The sequence below is a fragment of the Allopusillimonas ginsengisoli genome, from assembly GCF_004153455.1.
GTDB lineage: Bacteria > Pseudomonadota > Gammaproteobacteria > Burkholderiales > Burkholderiaceae_B > Allopusillimonas > Allopusillimonas ginsengisoli.
Window position 1 is genome coordinate 96,280 of sequence record NZ_SDQE01000005.1, and the last position, 21,103, is coordinate 117,382.

At 58.8% G+C, this 21,103-nt stretch carries 16 protein-coding genes and 1 tRNA gene; 9 read left to right on the top strand and 8 right to left on the bottom strand.

Going from position 1 to position 21,103, the window contains the following annotated elements; all coding sequences use genetic code 11:
* Window positions 1-23 precede the first annotated feature (23 nt).
* Together clpP and tig are read right to left on the bottom strand one after the other, a co-directional pair.
* Window positions 24-686, bottom strand: a complete 663-nt coding sequence (clpP, locus tag ERE07_RS11545) for an ATP-dependent Clp endopeptidase proteolytic subunit ClpP (RefSeq protein WP_130008986.1) — start codon at window positions 684-686, stop codon at window positions 24-26.
* The gene (gene tig, locus ERE07_RS11550; protein ID WP_130008987.1) at window positions 687-1,997 is read right to left on the bottom strand and encodes a trigger factor; all 1,311 of its coding nucleotides are present in this window, start codon (window positions 1,995-1,997) and stop codon (window positions 687-689) included.
* A gap of 211 nt (window positions 1,998-2,208) precedes the next feature.
* Here tig and ERE07_RS11555 point away from each other — a divergent pair.
* Window positions 2,209-2,293 (top strand) — tRNA-Leu (locus ERE07_RS11555).
* A 163-nt stretch (window positions 2,294-2,456) separates the two neighbouring features.
* Here ERE07_RS11555 and ERE07_RS11560 read toward each other — a convergent pair.
* Both ERE07_RS11560 and ERE07_RS11565 read right to left on the bottom strand, forming a co-directional pair.
* Complete coding sequence (locus ERE07_RS11560) at window positions 2,457-2,807, bottom strand: c-type cytochrome (RefSeq protein WP_425330976.1); 351 nt, start codon at window positions 2,805-2,807, stop codon at window positions 2,457-2,459.
* On the bottom strand, window positions 2,794-4,059 hold the full coding sequence (locus ERE07_RS11565; RefSeq protein ID WP_130008988.1) for a PQQ-dependent sugar dehydrogenase: 1,266 nt from the start codon (window positions 4,057-4,059) through the stop codon (window positions 2,794-2,796). The genes ERE07_RS11560 and ERE07_RS11565 overlap by 14 nt, the downstream gene beginning before the upstream one ends.
* Window positions 4,060-4,694: 635 nt before the next feature.
* Here ERE07_RS11565 and dapC point away from each other — a divergent pair.
* The 5 genes from dapC (at window position 4,695) to ERE07_RS11590 (ending at window position 10,798) form a co-directional block, all read left to right on the top strand.
* Complete coding sequence (dapC, locus tag ERE07_RS11570; RefSeq protein WP_130008989.1) at window positions 4,695-5,888, top strand: succinyldiaminopimelate transaminase; 1,194 nt, start codon at window positions 4,695-4,697, stop codon at window positions 5,886-5,888.
* 110 nt (window positions 5,889-5,998) lie between these two features.
* Complete coding sequence (gene dapD / locus ERE07_RS11575) at window positions 5,999-6,820, top strand: 2,3,4,5-tetrahydropyridine-2,6-dicarboxylate N-succinyltransferase (protein ID WP_130008990.1); 822 nt, start codon at window positions 5,999-6,001, stop codon at window positions 6,818-6,820.
* Window positions 6,820-7,959, top strand: coding sequence for a succinyl-diaminopimelate desuccinylase (gene dapE, locus ERE07_RS11580; protein ID WP_130008991.1), 1,140 nt, complete (start codon window positions 6,820-6,822; stop codon window positions 7,957-7,959). Before dapD ends, dapE begins: the two co-directional genes overlap by 1 nt.
* Window positions 7,960-7,970: 11 nt before the next feature.
* A complete protein-coding gene (gene prmB, locus ERE07_RS11585) occupies window positions 7,971-8,867 on the top strand; it encodes a 50S ribosomal protein L3 N(5)-glutamine methyltransferase (RefSeq protein ID WP_130008992.1) in 897 nt (298 codons plus the stop codon).
* On the top strand, window positions 8,864-10,798 hold the full coding sequence (locus ERE07_RS11590) for an ABC-F family ATP-binding cassette domain-containing protein (RefSeq protein WP_130008993.1): 1,935 nt from the start codon (window positions 8,864-8,866) through the stop codon (window positions 10,796-10,798). Before prmB ends, ERE07_RS11590 begins: the two co-directional genes overlap by 4 nt.
* Before the next feature lie 27 nt (window positions 10,799-10,825).
* Here ERE07_RS11590 and ERE07_RS11595 read toward each other — a convergent pair whose 3' ends face one another.
* The 4 genes from ERE07_RS11595 to purN form a co-directional block, all read right to left on the bottom strand.
* Window positions 10,826-13,192, bottom strand: coding sequence for a UvrD-helicase domain-containing protein (locus ERE07_RS11595; RefSeq protein ID WP_130008994.1), 2,367 nt, complete (start codon window positions 13,190-13,192; stop codon window positions 10,826-10,828).
* Window positions 13,189-14,397 carry a DesA family fatty acid desaturase gene (locus ERE07_RS11600; protein WP_130008995.1) on the bottom strand — a complete coding sequence of 403 codons (1,209 nt, stop codon included), beginning with the start codon at window positions 14,395-14,397 and terminating at the stop codon, window positions 13,189-13,191. Before ERE07_RS11600 ends, ERE07_RS11595 begins: the two co-directional genes overlap by 4 nt.
* 92 nt (window positions 14,398-14,489) lie before the next feature.
* Complete coding sequence (locus tag ERE07_RS11605; protein ID WP_209021138.1) at window positions 14,490-15,722, bottom strand: RsmB/NOP family class I SAM-dependent RNA methyltransferase; 1,233 nt, start codon at window positions 15,720-15,722, stop codon at window positions 14,490-14,492.
* Between the two features lie 218 nt (window positions 15,723-15,940).
* On the bottom strand, window positions 15,941-16,639 hold the full coding sequence (gene purN / locus ERE07_RS11610) for a phosphoribosylglycinamide formyltransferase (RefSeq protein ID WP_130008997.1): 699 nt from the start codon (window positions 16,637-16,639) through the stop codon (window positions 15,941-15,943).
* Window positions 16,640-16,686: 47 nt separating this feature from the next.
* Here purN and ERE07_RS11615 point away from each other — a divergent pair, with 47 nt between their 5' ends.
* The 3 genes from ERE07_RS11615 (at window position 16,687) to lspA (ending at window position 21,086) form a co-directional block, all read left to right on the top strand.
* A complete protein-coding gene (locus ERE07_RS11615) occupies window positions 16,687-17,652 on the top strand; it encodes a bifunctional riboflavin kinase/FAD synthetase (protein WP_130008998.1) in 966 nt (321 codons plus the stop codon).
* Window positions 17,642-20,482, top strand: coding sequence for an isoleucine--tRNA ligase (gene ileS / locus ERE07_RS11620; RefSeq protein WP_130009095.1), 2,841 nt, complete (start codon window positions 17,642-17,644; stop codon window positions 20,480-20,482). Before ERE07_RS11615 ends, ileS begins: the two co-directional genes overlap by 11 nt.
* A 67-nt stretch (window positions 20,483-20,549) precedes the next feature.
* Window positions 20,550-21,086 (top strand): signal peptidase II, encoded by a 537-nt coding sequence (gene lspA / locus ERE07_RS11625; protein ID WP_130009096.1) that lies wholly within the window; start codon window positions 20,550-20,552, stop codon window positions 21,084-21,086.
* Window positions 21,087-21,103 lie beyond the last annotated feature (17 nt).

Consider the following 21,103-nt stretch of genomic DNA (forward strand, 5'->3'; position numbering starts at 1 on the left):
CATTCCGTCGACCTTCTGGCCCCTTACGCCTCGTCGGTGCGCGAGACCAGTACTTTGTCTACTAAACCATACGATACCGCATCTTCGGCCGACATGAAATTGTCACGCTCTGTATCAACAGCAATGCGCTCCACGGGTTGGCCAGTATTCTTGGCCAGGATCTCGTTGAGACGTTCGCGAAGACTGAGGATCTCGCGCGCCTGAATCTGGATATCCGACGCCTGCCCCTGCGTACCACCCGAAGGCTGGTGGATCATGATGCGGGAATTTGGCAAGGTATAACGCTTGCCCTTGGTGCCTGCGGACAGCAGAAAAGCGCCCATACTGGCAGCCAGCCCCGTGCACAAGGTAGAGACATCAGGCTTGACGAACTGCATGGTGTCGTAAATGGCCATGCCCGCATACACCGATCCGCCCGGCGAATTGATGTACAGAGAAATGTCTTTTTCCGGATTTTCTGATTCCAGAAACAAAAGCTGCGCGACAACGAGGTTGGCGGACTGGTCGTTGACCGGCCCGACAAAGAAAATGACGCGTTCACGCAGCAGCCGGGAATAAATGTCGTAGGACCGTTCGCCACGGCCCGACTGCTCGATCACGATGGGCACATAGCCCAACCCCGTCGGGGTTACCGAATCCCCGCCATACATGGATGCGTAAAAATCGGTAAATCGCGATGTCGTCATTTAGTTGGTCCCCATGAGTTCGTCGAAAGCGACGTCTTCGTCCGTAACCTTGGCATTGGCGATAACGTGAGCGACCACGTTGTCTTCGAGCACAATGGCTTCGATTTCGGCACGGCGCTGACGGTCGGAAAGATAGTAAGCAACAACCTGCGCGGGCTGTTCGTAGTTCTGGGCGAACTCTTCGATGCGTGCGCGAACCTGCTCTGGCTTGGCTTGCAGGTCGGCGGTCTGGACGAGTTCGGACACAAGCAAGCCAAGGCGCACGCGGCGCTCGGATTCCGCGGTGAACGCTTCGACCGGAATGGGCACCGAATCAGCGTTGGGCACGCCACGCTGCTTGAGCTCTTCGCGGGCGGCGACAACACGGCCTTGCGCATCGTTCTCGACCAGGGCCTTGGGCACATCGAAGGTGCTGGCGGCGGCCAGGGCGTCCATGACGCTGCCCTTGGTGCGGGCCTGTACCCGGGACTTGATCTCGCGCTCGATGTTGGCGCGGATATCGGCGAGCAGCTTTTCGACATCGCCTTCAGCCTGGCCGAGTGACTTGGCAAACTCTGCATTGACTTCAGGCAGCACGGCTTCTGCAACTTCGGTGACCGTGATGTTGAATTCAGCGGTTTTGCCAGCGACTTCCTTGCTGCCGTATTCTTCGGGGAAGGTCAGCGGAAAGGTCTTGGTATCGCCGGCCTTCAGGCCACGAACCGCTGTTTCGAATTCGGGCAGCATGCGGCCCTGACCAAGCACGAAGGGGAATTTTTCAGCGGTGCCACCTTCGAAGGCGACGCCATCGATGGTGCCGACAAAATCCAGCGTGACGCGGTCATCGTCTTCGGCGGCACGGTCTTCGCGCGGCTCGTAGGCGGCGCGCTGCTTGCGCAGAATATCCAGCGTGCGCTGCACATCGGCATCGGTGACATCGGCCTTGGCGCGCTTGACTTCGAGCGCGGACAGGTCGGGCACCTGCACTTCGGGATAGACCTCGAATGTGGCGGAGAAAGCCATGGTGCCTTCGTCAACGCCCTCAGACTTGGGTTCGAGGTTAGGCGTACCAGCGACGCGCAGCTTGGCCTGCTCGATGACCTTGTCCAGCGTACGGCCGACTTCGGCATTGATGACATCGTAACGAATGCCTGGCCCATGGCTGCGCTCGATCATGGAGAGCGGCGCTTTGCCGGGACGAAAGCCCTGGACCTTGGCAGTACGGGCGACGCGCTTCAGTTGTGCCTGGACTTGTTTTTCAATATCGGCGATAGAAATCGCGAGATCAACACGGCGTTCCAGGCCGGACAGAATTTCAACCTCGGGCTGCATTAGGGACCTATATAAATGAGAAATTGAAGAAGTAAACGGGACATTTTACCGGAAACTCGGATCGCACATCGGAGCCGGCCATCGAAAGCGAAGGACGCTGATGGCCCAGGACCAGGATCGGCGCTCTGGACACCGGGCAAAAGCAGGCGGGCGGGCGCTTTGCGCAAATTGCAGCCTGATAAAAAATAGTTATAATGGCAGGCTACCCCCAGCGAACGTGGCGGAATTGGTAGACGCACCAGATTTAGGTTCTGGCGCCGCAAGGTGTGAGAGTTCGAGTCTCTCCGTTCGCACCATGGGCTGGCTTGAATGACTCGGCAGGATCACCTCGATCTTCTTGTTCGAGCGGATGTAGGCATAGGCATCGGATGCGAGCACAGGCATTTTTGGCGTGCCTTAGTTTTGGCGCGCCTTAGTGCTTGAGCGCTTCGACACCATGATACATCGCCCTTTTTTTCCTCACTGGCCCGACTCTTTCACAACGATCTCTATGCTTTGATAGTACGCAGCCAGATCTTCGATGTCAGCGTCCGATAAATTGCCCGCCACCATGTTCATCATCTCGTTGGTGCGGGTTCCGGACTTGAAATCTTTCAATGCTTTAACAAGATAAATCTCGCTCTGGCCTGCGAGATTAGGTGCCTCAGGCAAGGTTGCCATGCCATGTGGGCCATGGCATACGGCACACTGCACTGATTTGGCTCGGCCTGCGGACACATCGGCCGCGGCCACCAAAGTCGCCGTGCCTGATGTGCCCAGAGCCAATGCAAACAGCACCATCGCCCGGAAGAAAGGCCTACTTGTCTCCATACGAGATTCTATAGATTGCGCCGGCATAATCGTCGGACACGAGCAGCGAGCCGTCGGGCAGCATCGCAACATCGACAGGGCGGCCCAGATATTCATTATTGGACGTCAGCCAGCCGTCAGCGAAAACTTCGGTCTGGTCAGCCGTACCGTCTTCCTTCAGGCTTGTAAACATGATTCGGGCGCCTATAGGCGTCGTGCGATTCCATGACCCATGCTCGGCCACAAAAACCCCACCCTGATACTGTGCCGGAAACATCTTACCCGTATAGAACGTCATGCCAAGATCAGCCGCGTGCGCAGCCATCTCGACCTGTGGAAACACGGCATCAACGGCGGGCTCATCATCTTTATACTCAACGGTGCGTACGTCTCCCCCACCATAATGCGGAAATCCAAAGTTCTGACCGATTTTGGTCGCACGGTTGAGTTCGCCTGGAGGAGTGTCGTCACCCATGCCGTCAACCTGATTGTCAGTGAACCACAACGTGCCGTCCGCCGGATTGAAGTCCTGGCCGACCGAATTGCGAACGCCGTACGCGTACACTTCGCGGTTTTTGCCGTCCCTATCCATACGAACAATTCCCATCATGCCGTACTTGTTGTACACCTCGATCTTTTCTTTAGGCGGTACGTTGTAAGGGTTGCCCATGGTGATATACAGCTTGTTGTCCGGGCCTATGCGACACGTACGGGCACCGTGATTAAAGCTTTCTTCTTCTACGGGGATAAGTTCTCCCTGGGGCACGACAACGTCAGCAGCAACGTCCGGACCGCCATAGAAAAATTCCGCAGCGGGATAGGCCAAGACCCGATTGTGCTCGACACTGTACAAAATACCGTCGCGCGAGAAGCAAACCCCATTAGGGACTTTCATGCTGACGGATGGCGCGAAACGAGTCACGGAATCTGCGACCCGAACTTTTGCACTATCCGTAACCGCCCACATTTTCGTTTTTCGGGTTCCCACAAAGACCACCCCTGTCGAGGGGCCGACTGCCATGTGGCGGGCGTCAGGAACTATCGCATACAAGCTGATCTTAAATCCGTCAGGCAATTTGACGTGTTCCAGATTGCGGGTCAATGCCTCTTGCCTGGCACCGGTTTGGGGCACAGACTCGAGTTCGAGAGGCGTGCCCGTAACTTCCATATTCAACAGCTTATTCACATTATTTTCTGCGGCATGGACCCCATACGACAAAGCAAAGCAGACCATACCCACAGCAAGGGACGAAACGCGTTTAGTCGCATTCATTTTATGTCTCCAGTTAGCTTGTTTTACTTGCCTTCCTGGTCGACAGGGCGGCATACAAATACTACTGCGATTCACCCTGCCTGAGTGCAATTTGCCGTCTGAATGCGGCCGGAGATTTGCTGTCGCAGCCTCAGGCTGCCCGGCATAGGCCAAACGGCCTATGTCCGGTTTGGCCTATGCGCGTGACAAACGATCACGGATAGCGCGGGCGTGGCTCACGTGCTTTGAGCAGGACAGCAGACGGCGAACAAGTCTCAGGACTGGCAGGTTTGCTCACCCGCCGGCCTGCGATCCTCTATAATTCTCCCTCTCGGGCAGGCCGGCCTACCTTCGAGCCTCCCGCTCGATCAAGAATGCTTGACTGTCGCATGCGTCTTTACGTATGAGTCGCCCGTGCCATTTTGGCTGGCCAATCGCGCGAAAACAGGGCCGACGCAGGGCCATTACAGCGACACTCCTGGGGGGAGTTCTTCAGAATGGCCGTGGCTCCCTGATCATCCTTTGATTTTGTTATTTATTGTCCATTAACGTAAAACCACTGAGCCTATGCGCATGCCCCCGTTCGCACGACAGATCATGGTTTTCGCGCCGCGGCGCGACAGCAGCGCCCGCGACGCCTTTTGTACGCGGCACACATGAATCCTCACCTGAGCACTCTGCAACCCTACCCCTTTGCCAAACTCCGGGCCTTGCTCGCCCAGGCACAGTCGCCTGCCGCGCATCTGGCGCCCATCAACCTGTCCATTGGCGAACCCAAGCACGCCACCCCGCCCTTTATCGCAACGGCGCTGCAACAGGCCACGGGAGGGTTGTCGACCTACCCGCCGACCAAGGGCGATCCCGCGCTGCGAACCGCCATTGCCGACTGGATTGCACGCCGTTACAGTATTGCGCGGCCCGACCCTGACACCCAGGTGCTGCCCGTGCTGGGCTCCCGCGAGGCGCTGTTTTCGTTCGCACAGGTAGTCGTTGACCCCGGGGCCGAAGGCGTCGTCGTCTGCCCGAATCCGTTTTACCAGATCTACGAAGGCGCCGCGCTGCTGGCCGGTGCCCGGCCCTATTTCATCAATGCGCAAGCAGAACGGGGTTTTGGTTACGACTGGCTTTCTGTTCCCGCCGAAGTCTGGCGCAAAACCCAATTGGTGTTTATCTGCTCGCCCGGCAATCCCGCGGGCAACATCATGTCGCTGGACGACTGGCGCACCCTGTTTTCGCTTTCGGACGAACATGGGTTTGCCATAGCCTCCGACGAGTGCTATTCCGAAATCTACTTTGACGAATCCAACAGGCCGCTGGGTGGCTTGCAGGCGGCAACGCTTCTTGGCCGGCCTGATTTTCGCAATCTCGTCTGCTTCTCCAGCCTGTCCAAGCGCTCCAATGTGCCCGGCTTGCGCTCGGGCTTCGTCGCTGGCGATGCCCGGCTCATTGAACACTACCTGCTCTACCGCACCTACCACGGCAGTGCGATGAGTGCCGTCGTCTCCGACGCCAGCATCGCCGCCTGGCAGGACGAAGCCCATGTGGTCGAGAACCGCAGGCTGTATCGAGAAAAATTCGAAGCAGTACTGCCTGTGCTTGGTCCCTTGATGGGCACCGGCTGGCCTGATGCGTCATTCTATCTTTGGGCACAAACACCAGGCAGCGATACGGATTTCGTGCGAGACCTCTATGGCGCCACTGGGGTCACGGCATTGCCCGGCAGTTTTCTGGCGCGCAGTGCCCACGGCGTGAACCCCGGCGCAGGCCGCATACGCATCGCGCTCGTCGCGCCTAAGGCTCACTGCATCGAAGCGGCCCAGCGCATCGCACAATTCCTGAATAAAGCCTGACGCGAAAAACCGCTCCGCAAGGCGCGCCATATTTGTTATCGTTCCGGTACTGGCAAAGCGAGTTGCCGGCCCCTTCTTTTTCAATTGCAACACATCACATCAAGACATCCATGACGACAGACCTGCAACCAACCATAGAACAGGCATGGGACAACCGTGCCCAGCTCTCGCCAACCTCAGGCCACGACGACATTTATGCCGCAGTACAGGCAACACTCGCCGGCCTGGACGCAGGCAGCTTGCGTGTGGCCGAAAAAACCGGCGGCCACTGGGTGGTTCATCAATGGATAAAGAAGGCCGTACTCTTATCGTTCCGTCTTGAAAACAACGCAATCCTGGGCCAGGCGCCCCTACAGTTCTACGACAAGGTTCCCACCAAGTTTGATCACTACGATGCAAAGGCCTTTGCCGAGGGCGGATTTCGCGTCGTACCGCCTGCCGTGGCACGCCGTGGCGCCTACATCGGACGCAATGTGGTGCTGATGCCGTCTTATGTCAATGTCGGCGCCTATGTCGACGAAGGAAGCATGATTGACACCTGGGCGACCGTGGGCTCCTGCGCCCAGATCGGCAAGAATGTCCACCTGTCCGGCGGCGTCGGAATAGGCGGGGTGCTGGAGCCTCTTCAGGCCAACCCCACCATCATCGAAGACAACTGCTTTATTGGCGCCCGCTCCGAGGTTGTCGAAGGCGTCATTGTCGAAGAAAACTCGGTGCTGGCCATGGGCGTCTTTCTGTCGCAAAGCACCAAGATTTTCGACCGCTCCACTGGCGAAATCACTTATGGCCGCATTCCTTCGGGATCCGTTGTCGTACCCGGCTCGCTGCCGTCGGCTGATGGCAGCCATAGCCTGGCCTGCGCAGTCATCGTCAAGCGTGTGGATGCGCAAACCCGTGCCAAGACCAGCATCAATGATTTGCTGAGGGCTTGATGTCGACGTCTTCTGTGCTGGCGCTTGCGCGCGATCTTATCTCCCGGCCCTCGGTTACGCCTGAGGACTATGGTTGTCAGCAAGCGCTCGCCGAGCGTCTGCAAGCAGCTGGTTTCGACTGCGAACACCTGATGTTCGGCAACGTCGCCAATCTGTGGGCACGACGAGGTACGACCGGCCCCCTGCTCGTATTTGCGGGCCACACAGACGTCGTGCCGACCGGCCCGCTGGAGCGCTGGGACAGCGATCCTTTTATTCCTACCGAACGGGATGGCAAGCTTTATGGGCGCGGCGCCGCCGACATGAAAAGCTCGATTGCGGCCTTTGTGGTCGCGGCGGAGGAATTCGTCGCATCCCGCCCTGATCACCAAGGCTCCATCGGTTTGTTGATCACTGCCGACGAAGAAGGCCCGTCCGTGGACGGCACCGTCAAAGTATGCCAAACCTTGGCCGAACGAGGGATAACGCTTGATTATTGCATCGTTGGGGAACCCACCTCGGTAGACCACCTGGGCGACACCGTCAAGAATGGCCGACGCGGATCCCTGTCAGGAAAACTCATCATCAAAGGAAAACAAGGACACGTCGCCTACCCGCATCTGGCCCGCAATCCCATACATCTGGCCGGGCCTGCGCTGGTGGCGTTGACTGCCGCACACTGGGATGACGGCAACGAGTACTTCCCTCCGACCACGTTCCAGATATCCAATCTGCACGCGGGCACAGGCGCAACCAATGTGGTGCCCGGCATTGCGGAACTGGACTTCAATTTCCGATTCTCCACCGCCAGCACACCGGACGCCCTGAAAGCCCGCGTGACGGATATCCTGGACACGCATGGCCTGGACTACGACCTGCACTGGACACTGGGGGGCGAGCCTTTCCTGACGCCACGCGGCGAACTGAGCACCGCAATGGCGGAGGCGATACGCGCCGAAACCGGCATCGACACGCAACTGTCCACCACCGGCGGCACTTCCGATGGGCGATTTATCGCCAAAATGTGTCCGCAAGTCATTGAATTCGGCCCCATCAATGCCAGCATTCATCAGGTGAACGAACATATCCTGCTTGATACCCTGGATCCGCTCAAGAACATCTACCGGCGCACGCTGGAACAGCTCCTGCCCTCGCGCTGACTGGAGAACGCATGTACGAATCCGCCAATACCGAGCTTTCTACGCTGCGCGACCTGATGCGCTATTCGGTCAGCCAGTTCAACGCTTCGCAACTCTCTTTCGGGCATGGCAGTGACAATGCGTGGGATGAGGCTGCCTATTTGCTGCTGCATACGCTGCATTTGCCGCTGGATACGCTCGAACCCTATCTCGATGCGCGCGTGCTGCCCGAGGAGCGCGAGCGATATCTGAGGCTGCTTGAACGACGCATCACCGAGCGCATACCCGCCGCCTACCTGACAGGCGAGGCCTGGTTGCAGGGCCACCGCTTTGTGGTAGACCCACGCGTGATTATTCCGCGCTCTCCCATCTCGGAGCTGCTGACCGACAGCCTGGCGCCCTGGGTTGCGGATCCCGATGACATTGATTTTGTGCTTGATTTGTGTACCGGCTCGGGCTGCCTGGCCATTCTGGCCGCGCTCGCCTTTCCCAACGCCCAGGTCGATGCGGTAGATGTTTCCGAACACGCACTAGAGATCGCCGACCAGAATATCGAGCTTTCCGGGCTGGACGGACGAGTCACCACGCATTGCAGCGACCTTTTCGACCAACTGCCACAGTGTGAGTACAAGCTGATCGTCTGTAACCCACCCTACGTCAATAATCAATCCATGGAGCGGCTGCCACTCGAGTACCGTCACGAACCCACCGAGGCCCTGGCCGGCGGCGACGACGGCATGGATTTGATACGCCGTTTGCTCGAAGAAGCGCCAGCCTTCCTCGCGCCCGAGGGTATGCTTGTGCTGGAGATTGGCAACGAGTATCAGAATTTCATCGCCGCCTTTCCTGACCTGGATCCTGTGTGGCTCAGCACTGAAAACACCGAAGACCAGATACTACTGCTGACCAGGGAGCAATTGACGCCGTGATACGTGCTGCAGGACTCACCTTGCGCCGCGGCGTCAAGGTTTTGCTGGATGAAGCGGATTTTGTGGTGAACCCTGGCGAGCGCGTGGGCATCGTCGGAAAAAACGGCGCTGGAAAATCCACGCTGTTTGCGCTGCTTCAGCATCGGCTTGATGCGGATGCCGGTTCCCTGGACATACCGCCCGGTTGGCGCATTGCCAGCGTCGAACAGGAAATCAGCGACAACGCAATGCCAGCCCGCGAGTTCGTGATCGACGGGGACACGCATTTGCGTGCACTGCAAGCCGAGCGCGCAGAAACGCCGGATACCGACGGACAACGCATCGCTGAACTGGAAACCGCACTGATCGAAGCCGATGCGTGGAGCGCGCCATCGCGGGCGGAGCAACTGCTTGCAGGACTGGGTTTCGCGCCCGAGCAGTGGATGCAGCCGGTACGCAGTTTTTCCGGCGGATGGCAGATGAGGCTGGCACTGGCGCGGGCGCTGATGGCGCCTTCCGATCTTCTGCTGCTTGATGAGCCGACCAACCACCTGGATCTGGACGCCATGCTCTGGCTGGAGCGCTGGCTGGGCGCCTACCAGGGTACGGTACTCCTGATTTCGCACGACACCGAATTTCTCGATGCCGTGGCGCGCAGCATTCTGCACTTTGACCAGAGCAAGCTTGTGCGCTATCGCGGCGGCTATCAGGATTTTCTCACGCAGCGCGCGGAGCGCCTGCGGCAGACCCGTATGGCCTGGGACAGGCAAACCCGTGAAACAGCGCGCCTGCAGAGCTTCATCGACCGATTCAAGGCCAAGGCGACCAAAGCCAAACAGGCGCAAAGCCGAGTCAAGGCACTGGCACGCATGGAAACGCTGGCACCCTTGCAGGCCGAGGCTGGGATCGACATACGCATCCCCGAACCACTCAGCATGCCTGATCCCCTCTTGACTCTGGACAAGGTAACAACGGGCTATCGGGACGAAGCCGAACAGGCCCTGCCCATTCTGAAGCACGTGGAACTCATGGTTCGCGGCGGCAGTCGCATCGGCGTTCTGGGCGTGAACGGCGCCGGAAAAAGCACATTGATCAAAACGCTTGCGGGAGAGCTTGCGCCGCTTGCGGGGGAACGTCTGGCCTCAAAAGGACTGGAAATCGGCTATTTCGCCCAGCATCAGCTCGATATGCTGGATACGGACTCCACCCCATTGCAACATCTTGCGCGCCTCGCCCCGCAGGCGCGCGAGCAAGAGTTACGCAACTATTTGGGCAGCTTTGGTTTCAGCGGCGACACGGTCAACAGCCGTATCGCCCCGATGTCAGGAGGAGAAAAAGCCAGACTGGCACTATCGTTAATCGTCTGGCAAAAGCCCAACCTGTTGCTGCTGGATGAACCCAGCAATCATCTGGACGTCGATACCCGCGAAGCGCTGGCCACGGCATTGGCGGAATTTTCTGGCAGTGTGCTGCTGGTTTCACATGATCGGCATCTGCTGCGAACCACTGTAGACAGTTTCTGGGTGGTTGCCGATGGGAAAGTATCCGAGTTCGACGGCGATCTCGAAGACTACCGGGACTGGCTGGCCAGCCGCAACGCCACTGTGCGTGCCGAGGCACGGGCGGAAGCACGCCAGGACGCGACAGACGCCAGTGGGATACCGCTGGATCGCAAGCAGCAGCGTCGCCTGGAGGCCGAGACACGCCAACGGCTGGCCGTCCAGCGAAAACCCCTGGAAGCAAAACTAGGCAAGCTCGAAACCGACATGGAGCGCACCCGCACGCGATTGACGACGCTGGATGCAACCATTGCTGATGCCAGCCTCTACGCTGATGAACGGCGCTCGGAGCGCCAGCAAGTGATGGCAGAGCACGGGGAGCTCAGCAAGCGCATGGCCAGCCTGGAGGAGCAATGGCTCGAACTCCAACTGGCGCTCGAGGAAATCGGCTAGCCTGCGCGCCGGGCGAAATCAGCCGAGTCAGCCGGCCAGCACGTCCAGCTTGGCCACACCCAGCGCCAGCGTTTTAGTGCCAACGTCGCGAAACTGGATTTGGGCCTGGGCATCCTGGCCAGCGCCGCTCAGTCCGATAACTGTACCGTCACCGAACTTGGGATGCCTCACGCCCGTGCCGATACGGAACTGCTTGTCGCCGACAATCACGCCACTGGTTTGCATGCGTGGCATGCGGGGCGCGATGCTTCCGCTATCAGGGCGATTGTAGGCATCGCCACGCCGAAATGCGCCGCTCCAGGTGTTCTCGCGAACAGGTGTGCGGCCTTCCTTGGGCGTGAGCCATTTAAGATGTTCGTCGGGGATTTCATCCAGAAATCGCGAGCGCATTGCATAGCGTGTTTGCCCATGCAGCATGCGGCTTTGGGCCAGTGTCAGATACAGGCGCTCGCGGGCACGGGTAATGGCCACATACATGAGCCTGCGTTCTTCTTCGAGCCCGGCCGCCTCAAGCAGGCTGTTCTCATGGGGAAACAATCCATCTTCGACACCTGTGATGAAAACGGAATCGAACTCCAACCCTTTGGCCGAATGCACGGTCATGAGCTGTATGGCGTCCTGCCCGGCCTGGGCCTGGTTGTCGCCCGCCTCCAGCGAGGCATGCGTCAGGAACGCTGCAAGTGGAGACATAGGGCCTACTTCAACCGCAGGCTGCCCTGTGGACGCCGAGATCGCTGCAATAGCGGGAGCTGTCTCCGACGAGCGCTCCGAGGCGGTAAACGGCATATTCCCGGCCGCCGCATTCGCAGCTGAACCGAAAGAACCGCTCGGGTCGGGTATTCTGCCTGCCGGCAAACCGTCGAAGTTTTCCTCAGCTGTAAAGGCCGCCGCGGCGTTGACCAACTCCTGCAGGTTTTCCAGACGTTCGGCCCCTTCCCTGTCGTTCTGATAATGCGCCAGCAAGCCGCTATGATGGATGACGTGCTCGACCATTTCGGGAAGTGTCAGAATCTGGGCCTCATGCGCCATTTGCTGGACCAGTTCGGCAAACTTGGCCAGATTGCTGCCCCCTTTTCCCGACATCAATGGCACGGCACGAAACAGGCTTGTGTTCTGTTGCCGGGCAACGTCCGCCAGTTGTTCGAGCGTACGCGCGCCGATGCCGCGTGTAGGAAAATTGACTACGCGCAACCAGGACGTGTCATCGTGCGGATTGTCCATTAAACGCAGATAAGCCAGCGCGTGCTTGACTTCCTGACGTTCAAAGAAACGCAGGCCGCCGTAGACTTTGTAGGGTATCCCTGCAGAAAACAAGGCATGTTCGATAATGCGCGACTGTGCATTGCTGCGATATAGCACAGCGATTTCGCGACGCAGCCGCCCGTCGTTGATGAGCGCCTTGATCTCGTCGAGTATCCATTGCGCCTCGAGCTGATCCGAGGGCTGCTCGACAACACGCACAGGCTCGCCCTCGCCTTGCTCCGTCCAGAGGTTCTTGCCTAGACGCGCCGTATTGTGAGCGATCAGCGCATTGGCCGAATCAAGAATATGGCCATAGGAACGATAGTTCTGTTCAAGCCGGATGACATTCCCTTGGGCGTAATCGCGTTCGAAATCGGCCATATTGCCGACATTGGCGCCACGGAAAGCATAGATGGACTGATCGTCGTCGCCAACCGCAAACACCGCTGCACCGTCGCCTGCCAAAAGCTTCAACCAACGATACTGCAGCGCATTGGTGTCTTGAAACTCATCCACCAGGATATGCTGAAAGCGACGCTGATAATGCTCGCGAATGGGCGCATTGCGCTGCAACAGCTCATAGGCTCGCAGCAGCAGCTCGGCAAAGTCTACAACGCCTTCGCGCTCGCACTGCTCCTGATAGAGGACATAAATGTCAATCATGCGACGCCGGTAGGCATCCCAGGCCTCGACATCGCCTGGCCGAAGGCCTTCTTCCTTGGCGCCATTGATGAAACGCTGAACATCGCGCGGCGGAAACTTGTCGTTGTCTATGCCTGCACCCTTGATCAGGCGCTTGATGGCCGCCAATTGATCGGCACTGTCGAGGATCTGGAAGGTCTGGGGAAGACCTGCATCGCGGTAATGGGCGCGCAACAATCGGTTGCAGAGGCCATGGAATGTGCCCACCCACATTCCACGCGTGTTGATGGGCAGCAACGCAGAAAGGCGCGTGAGCATCTCACGCGCCGACTTGTTTGTGAACGTGACCGCCATCAGGCCGTAGGGACTCGCCTGACTGGTTTGAATCAGCCAGGCCATCCGGGTGGTAAGCACCCTGGTTTTGCCGCTACCTGCGCCAGCGAGCACCAGCGCATGTTGGGGAGGTAGCGTTACTGCGACTTGTTGTTGCGGATTAAGACTTTCTATCATGCCGCGTAGCGGCGCAGCCGATACGCGAACTGCTCGAGGCTTTCAATGCCACTTTGCTGGGCACGCTGACACCAGGCTTGAAGATCGGCCAGCAGCTGCTCGCTACTGGCACTGGAGCTTTCCCAGACCCGGGCCAGGTCGCGACGCATCTGCACCAGGGTAGACAGCGACTGGTTATGCGCCAGAACCGAATCAACCTCTGCGCGCTGCTCGGGCTCGAGCGCATCGTCGCTTCGGCACAACCAACCCTTGCAGCGACGCAATACAGAGTAATTGCAGTTCGGGCTGCCTTTCTGACGAGTAGGCTTGAGCCGAGCAAGCTCCTCGGACGCAGCATGACGCACCATGTCGGCATAGCGGGCCAGGATCTCGTAGCGATGCGTGATCACGCCTTGCAGCGTGCTGGCATCCACCGCCGTCTTGGCAGGCTCAAGCTTGAGCTTGGGCGCCAGCTTCTTGACCTTGGCCAGACCCAATGCGCGCAGGATCTGGATATAGCACCAGCCCAAGTCGAACTCATACCACTTGGTGGAGAATTTGGCCGACGTGCCATAGGCATGGTGGTTATTGTGCAGCTCTTCGCCGCCAATAATGATGCCCCATGGAGATACGTTGGTGCTGGTGTCCGGGCTGGCATAGTTGCGATAACCCCATGCATGGCCCAGACCGTTGACGACACCGGCCGCCCAGAAGGGAATCCATGCCATCTGTACGGCCCAGATCGTCAGGCCAATGGCGCCAAACAGGGCGACGTCGATCACCAACATGATCAGGACGCCCAGCAGGCTGTGGCGCGTATAGACGTTGCGCTCCATCCAGTCGTCTGGCGTGCCATGGCCATAGCGCTTGAGCGTTTCGGGATTGGTGGCTTCGTCGCGATAGAGTTCGGCGCCGCGAAAGAATACCTTGCTCAGCCCAAAGACCATGGGCGAATGAGGATCCCCTTCGCGCTCCACCTTGGCGTGATGCTTGCGATGAATGGCTACCCACTCCTTCGTGACCATGCCCGTGGTGAGCCACAGCCAGAACCGGAAGAAATGCATGACGATGGGATGCAGGTCGAGCCCGCGATGCGCCTGGCTGCGGTGCAGGAATATAGTTACCGCGGCGATCGTGATGTGGGTAAGCACTAATGCGACCACAACAAGCTGCCACCACGAAAGGTGGAGAATGCCGCCAGCCACGAAATTAAGTATTTGGTTCATAAACCTTTTAAAGGCCTCATGTTATGACTAGAAAAGTTTAGCCCACTTGCCTCTCTTATGACAGGGAAATTTCAAATTAGTTTTAATATAAATCAAGGTTGTAACGGTAATCGCTCAAGAACTGCAGCAAAAAATCCATCTGTGCCATGGAGATCGGGACGCATCCTGAGGAACGGACCTTCGAGCGTTAGTTTTTTACAACGATCTGTTGCTATTTTGCACGCATCAAGCTGAATAAAGCCGGGATTTTCTTTTAAAAATCGCTCTACCTGCACTTCGTTCTCTTCGGGCAGGATGCTGCAGGTAGCATAAATCAGCTTGCCGCCCGGCGCGACACAAGCCGCTGCCTGCCGCAAAATGCTGGTCTGGGTATCGCGCAAGGTGTCGAGCGAACCCGGATGCTGCCGCCACTTCAGGTCGGGATTGCGACGCAGCGTGCCCAAACCGCTGCAAGGCGCATCCACCAATACGCGATGCGCCTTGCCACGCAGTCGCTTGACGCGCTGGTCATTGTCCGGGTCGATGACAACGGGAACAATGTTGGACAGCCCGCTGCGCGCAAAGCGCGGCTTGGCGCGGGCAAGGCGCGCGGCAGACACATCGAACGCATACAAGCGCCCCGTGGATCGCATCAAGGCACCGATCAGCAACGTCTTGCCGCCCGCGCCGGCACAATAGTCGATAATCATTTCGCCGCGCTTGGGGGCCACCAGCGCTGACAATATCTGGCTGCCTTCGTCCTGTACTTCGATCAGGCCTTTTTCGAACTGGGGCCAGCGATTGATGGCAGGCCGCCCCTTCAGGCGGATACCCCAGGGTGAATAAAGCGTGGGTTGCGGGTCGTAACGGGCGGCAGGCCCCTCCCGAAGCTGAGCGAGGATATCGTCCCTCTCCGCCTTGAACGGGTTCACCCTGATATCCAGTGAGGCGGGTTGGTTAAGCGCAGCAATCAGGCTGTCGCTGTCTTCCAGCGTCGACAACCGCTCATCCAGCCAATCCGGCACGCTGTGCCGTATGGGACGCGGCAGGCTCCCGGTATCGATGCTGAGGACATGATCCAGCCATTGCCGCTCGTTTTCTTCCAGGCCAGCATCCAGGACGGTGCGCTCCAGGACGGACGCCAGACCCAATACCGCCAGGCGCCGGGCGGCAGGGCCAAATCCGCTTTCGGCATATTGCCGATAGCGCCGTAGATGGCGCAACACATCAAAAACGGCTTCGGCCACTTCGCCGCGGTCACGCATCCCCAACTTGGGATGCGCCCTGAACCAGTGTGACAACACCGCATCGGCAGGGTATTCCCACTGAAGCGCTTCGCCCAGCACACTGCGCACCTGCTCAATACGCGCCGCACCCACGTTATACGGCCGACTGGCTGGCGCTTTTTCGGCGTCATTGCCCTGGCGACGGTTCACCTGCCTGCTATTTGACCCGGTACCCCTCTGGGGGCCCGCCGGCCGGCCAGAATGCGCCTGCCTGTTCCCGCGCGCAGCGCCTGCCTCGCCCGAACGGGCTCCGCCCTTGCGGGACTGCTGTTTATCACTCATTGAAATTCTTCCGATGAAACAACGCCCGCAGGCGTGAGAACGAAGGCGCGGCTGGCGACATCGCGAACGCGGACGCGCTGCATGGCATCCAGTTCAACCCTGCCCTCGATCAGCCAGCGTACCACGTCTGTGTAAAGGCGGTGCTCGACCCGCAACAGGCGTTCGGCGAGCTTGTCCGGCGTATCCTGGGCAAGCACGGGCACCATGCCTTGCGCCACGATGGGGCCGTGATCCAGCACCGGCGTAACAAAGTGTACAGTGCAGCCATGCCATTGCACCCCGGTGGCCAGCGCCTGCTGATGCGTGTGCAGCCCTGGAAAGGCGGGCAACAGCGAGGGATGTATGTTGATGAGGCGGCCATTGAACTGCTCGACAAAACCTGGCGTCAGCACCCGCATGAACCCGGCGAGCAAGACATAGTCCGGCTGCCTTGCCTCGATCGTGTCGGCCAGCGCCGCATCGAATGCCTCACGCGTTGTATAGTCCCTGTGCGGCACGACAACCGTTTCGATATCATGCGCCCGCGCCCAGGCCAACCCGGGCGCATCGGCCTTGTTGGAGACAACAGCGCAGACCTGCGCTGCACACCCCTGACGTCGGGCCGTGTTCACCGTATTGACGATGGCTTGCATATTGGATCCCCGGCCTGAAATAAGCACCACAAGGCGGCAACCGGGATTAATTTGAGCGTCCAAGACGATATTTCCTGAGTAAATCAAGACAAAATTGTAAACTCTCGGCTGTGAATAGCCCTTTGACCATCTACCGCACCCTGCCCCGATACAACACGTCCTGTCCCAGTGCCGTGACCATCGGCAATTTTGACGGCGTCCATCGCGGACACCAGGCGATCCTGCATCGCGTACGCGACGAGGCCGGCAAGCGGGGGCTGGCGCCGACGGTCATGACCTTCGACCCGCATCCCCGTGCCTACTTCGCCCAGCGTGGCCAACGGCCTGAACTGATCCCCACCCAGGTCAGCAGCCTTCGGGACAAGCTGACGGACCTCGCTTCGCATGGGATCAGCCAGATCGCGCTGGAACGCTTCAACCAGCGTCTGGCCGACATGTCTGCTGAAGACTTCATCGCGCAATTGCTGGTTCGCGGCCTGGCGACACGCTGGCTGCTGGTCGGCGAGGACTTTCGTTACGGCCACAAGCGCAGCGGCGACATCGCACTGCTGCGCGCCGCCGGCCAGCGCTTTGGTTTCGAGGTGGAAACCATTGCCGATATCGAAGATGATCATGGCCACCGGATTTCGAGCTCGGAGCTGCGCACAGCGCTTGCCGTGGGCCAGTTGCGCCATGCCGAACATCTGCTGGGGCATCGGTACCGCATCACCGGCCATGTCATCCATGGCCAGAAACTGGGCCGCAGCATAGGCTACCCGACCCTCAATCTCAGGGCCCCCGCCCGTTGCGCACTGCGTTCGGGCGTATACGTGGTGCGCGCCCACGGCCTGGGATCCAGCCCTATCAATGGCGTAGCCAGCCTGGGCGTGCGCCCCACCGTGATGCACGACGGGCGCCTGATGCTGGAGACCCATTTGTTCGACTGCCAGCTGGACGCTTACGGTAAACTCACGTCTATTGAATTTCTCGAGTACCTGCGGGACGAAGAGAAATTCCCTGACCTTCCCACAATGATCGCCGCCATCGACAACGATGCGCAAAGCGCTCGCGACTATTTCGCCCTCCATGGACTATAGAAACACCCTGAACCTGCCTGACACCCCTTTTCCCATGCGGGGAGATCTCGCCAAACGCGAACCCGGCTGGATAGCCGAATGGGAAGAAAACAAGGTATATGCCGCCATTCGCGCGGCAAGCAAGGGGCGCACAAAGTTCGTGCTGCATGATGGGCCGCCTTATGCGAATGGCGACATTCACATTGGTCATGCCGTGAACAAGGTGTTGAAGGACATCATCGTCAAGAGCCGCAATATGGCAGGCTATGATGCTGTCTATGTGCCGGGCTGGGATTGCCATGGCATGCCGATCGAAATCCAGATCGAAAAAAAATACGGCAAGCACCTGCCCGTTGCGGAAGTCCAATCCAAGGCACGCGCATACGCGCTCGAGCAGATCGACCGCCAGCGCAAGGATTTCAAGCGCCTGGGCGTCTTGGCGGACTGGGAACGTCCCTATCTCACCATGAATTACAGCAACGAGGCCGACGAGCTGCGTGTGCTGGCACGCATCATTGAAAAAGGATTCGTCTTCCGTGGCCTCAAGCCGGTCAATTGGTGTTTTGACTGCGGCTCCGCGCTGGCCGAAGCCGAAGTCGAGTACGCGGATCGCAAGGATCCCTCCATCCACACTGCCTTCGGCTTTGGCGACAAGACAAGGCTGGCCGAGGTATTCGGCCTGCCGGAGGTTGACGATGGCGCGATCGCCATCTGGACGACAACCCCCTGGACCATCCCGGCCAACCAGGCACTCAACCTGCATCCCGAGCATGATTACTCATTGGTCAGGCTCGACCAGCCCCGCGCCACAGGCTCGTTGCTGCTGCTCGCCACAGAGCGCGTCAAGCCTTGCCTTGAAGAATGGAAGCTCTCTGGCCAGGTGATTGCAACCGTCAAGGGCGAAGCCCTGTCAGGGCTCGAATTCAAGCATCCGTTGTACGACGCGCACGAGGGGTACCGCCGCCTGTCGCCTGTCTACCTCGGCGATTACGTCACGCTGGATACCGGAACCGGCGTTGTGCATTCGGCACCCGCCTATGGGGTCGAAGACTTTATTTCCTGCAAACAGCATGGATTGCAGGACGATGACATCATCAACCCCGTCATGGGCGATGGCCGCTATGTCGACAGTCTGCCTCTTTTTGGTGGGCTCAACATCTGGAAGGCCAACCCGCTCATCGTCGAAGCCCTCAAGCTTGCAGGCAACCTGCTGCACACCGAAATGGTCGCGCACAGCTATATGCATTGCTGGCGCCATAAAACCCCCGTCATTTATCGCGCAACCAGCCAGTGGTTCGCAGGCATGGATCGCGAGCCGGTAACCGGCGAGCGCACACTGCGCGAGACCGCACTCGAAGGCGTGGACAACACCGCGTTCTATCCCGCCTGGGGCCGCGCACGCCTGCATGCCATGATTGCGAACCGTCCTGACTGGACGCTGTCGCGCCAGCGCCAGTGGGGTGTACCCATGGCCTTTTTCGTGCATAAAGAAACTGGGGAACTGCACCCGCGCACAGTGGAGCTGCTCGAAGCGGTTGCCCAGCGCGTCGAACAGCACGGCATCGAAGCCTGGCAATCGCTGGATCCAGCAGAGTTGCTCGGCGATGAGGCCGGCCAGTACGAAAAGAACCGCGACACGCTGGATGTATGGTTTGATTCCGGCAGCACACACGCCACCGTACTGGGCGGCAAGAACCATGATCTGCATGGTTCGCATGCCGATGCGCTGCAATGGCCGGCCGACCTCTACCTGGAAGGATCGGATCAGCATCGCGGCTGGTTTCATTCCTCGCTGCTCACCAGTTGCATGCTCTACGGACGCCCTCCCTACAAGGCATTGCTGACTCACGGGTTTGTCGTGGATGGACAAGGCCGCAAGATGAGCAAATCGGTTGGCAATGTGATCGCACCACAAAAGGTTTCGGATTCCCTCGGAGCGGAGATCCTGCGGCTCTGGACCGCGTCCACCGATTATTCCGGCGAGCTTTCCATTTCCGACGAAATTCTCAAACGAGTGGTCGAGGGGTATCGGCGCATTCGCAATACCCTCAAGTTCCTGCTGGGCAATCTGCATGATTTCAACCCGGACCAAGATGCCATCGCGATTGAAGACCTGCTCGAGATAGATCGCTACGCGATCTGCATGACGGCAGAAATGCAGGCAGAGGTCCTCGATTGCTTCTCGCGCTACGAATTTCATCCCGCCGTCGCACGTCTGCAGATCTTCTGTTCAGAAGATCTGGGCGCCTTCTATCTGGACGTGCTGAAGGATAGGCTTTACACCGCAGGTAAAACCAGCGTGGCGCGGCGCTCCGCGCAAACCGCTATCCATCACATCACGCATAGCCTGCTCAAGCTGATGGCACCGGTGCTTTCCTTCACTGCCGAGGAAGCCTGGAAAAACCTTCATCCCGGTAAAGAAATCACTACGATTTTCACGGAGCTTTTCCACGAGTTGCCCCCGCTGCGGGACAATCAGCCCCTGACAGCCAAATGGAAACGTTTGCGTGAAATCCGGGCGGAAGCCATGCGCCGCATCGAAGAGGTCCGTACACGAGGTGATATTGGTTCGTCACTGGCCGCCGAAATCGATATTCATGCCAATGGCGACGACTTCGACCTGCTTGCCAGCCTCGAAGACGACCTGCGGTTCGTTCTGATTGTGTCGCGTGCGACGGTGCATCGTGCCGTTGGGGCGTTGCGGATTGATGTTCATCCAACCCAGGCCCAGAAATGCGAGCGTTGCTGGCATCATCGCGCGGATGTCGGCGTCGACAAAGAACACCCGACACTCTGCGGGCGCTGTGTCGAAAACCTCTTCGGACAAGGTGAGCCGCGCCAGTATGCCTGAGACCGAACACGATCGAGACACGTTGTCTGCGCCGTCCCGAGCATCCCGCAACACGGCGGCGCAGGGGATGCAACGGGATTCAACGCCGTCGGGATCTGCCGGCTCGCAACGCAGAACGCGGCTTTTTCTGGGATGGCTGCTCTGCGCGCTGATCATCATCATTCTGGATCAAGTGGTAAAAGTCTATTTCGACTCTACACTGGCCTACGGTGAGCGCTGGCACGTATTGCCGTTTTTTGACTTTACGCTGCTTTACAATCCAGGTGCGGCATTCAGCTTTCTGGCGGGCGGAGAAGGCTGGCAACGCTGGCTCTTCACTGCAATTGCCCTGGTTGCAACGGGGCTTATCCTGCATTTGCTGCGCCGCAATCCCGGCCAGTTGCTTTTCTGCGCGTCGCTGTCGTGCATCCTGGGCGGCGCCGTCGGCAACCTGATTGACCGCATCCTGCACGGCCATGTTATTGATTTTCTGTTATTTTATTGGCGTGAGTGGTATTTTCCCGCATTCAACATCGCGGATATTGCCATAAGCTGCGGCGCTATCCTGCTGGTGCTTGACGAACTCCTGCGCATGCGACGCGAACGCCGCAACGCACCCACATAATCCTGACTTTTCCTGCG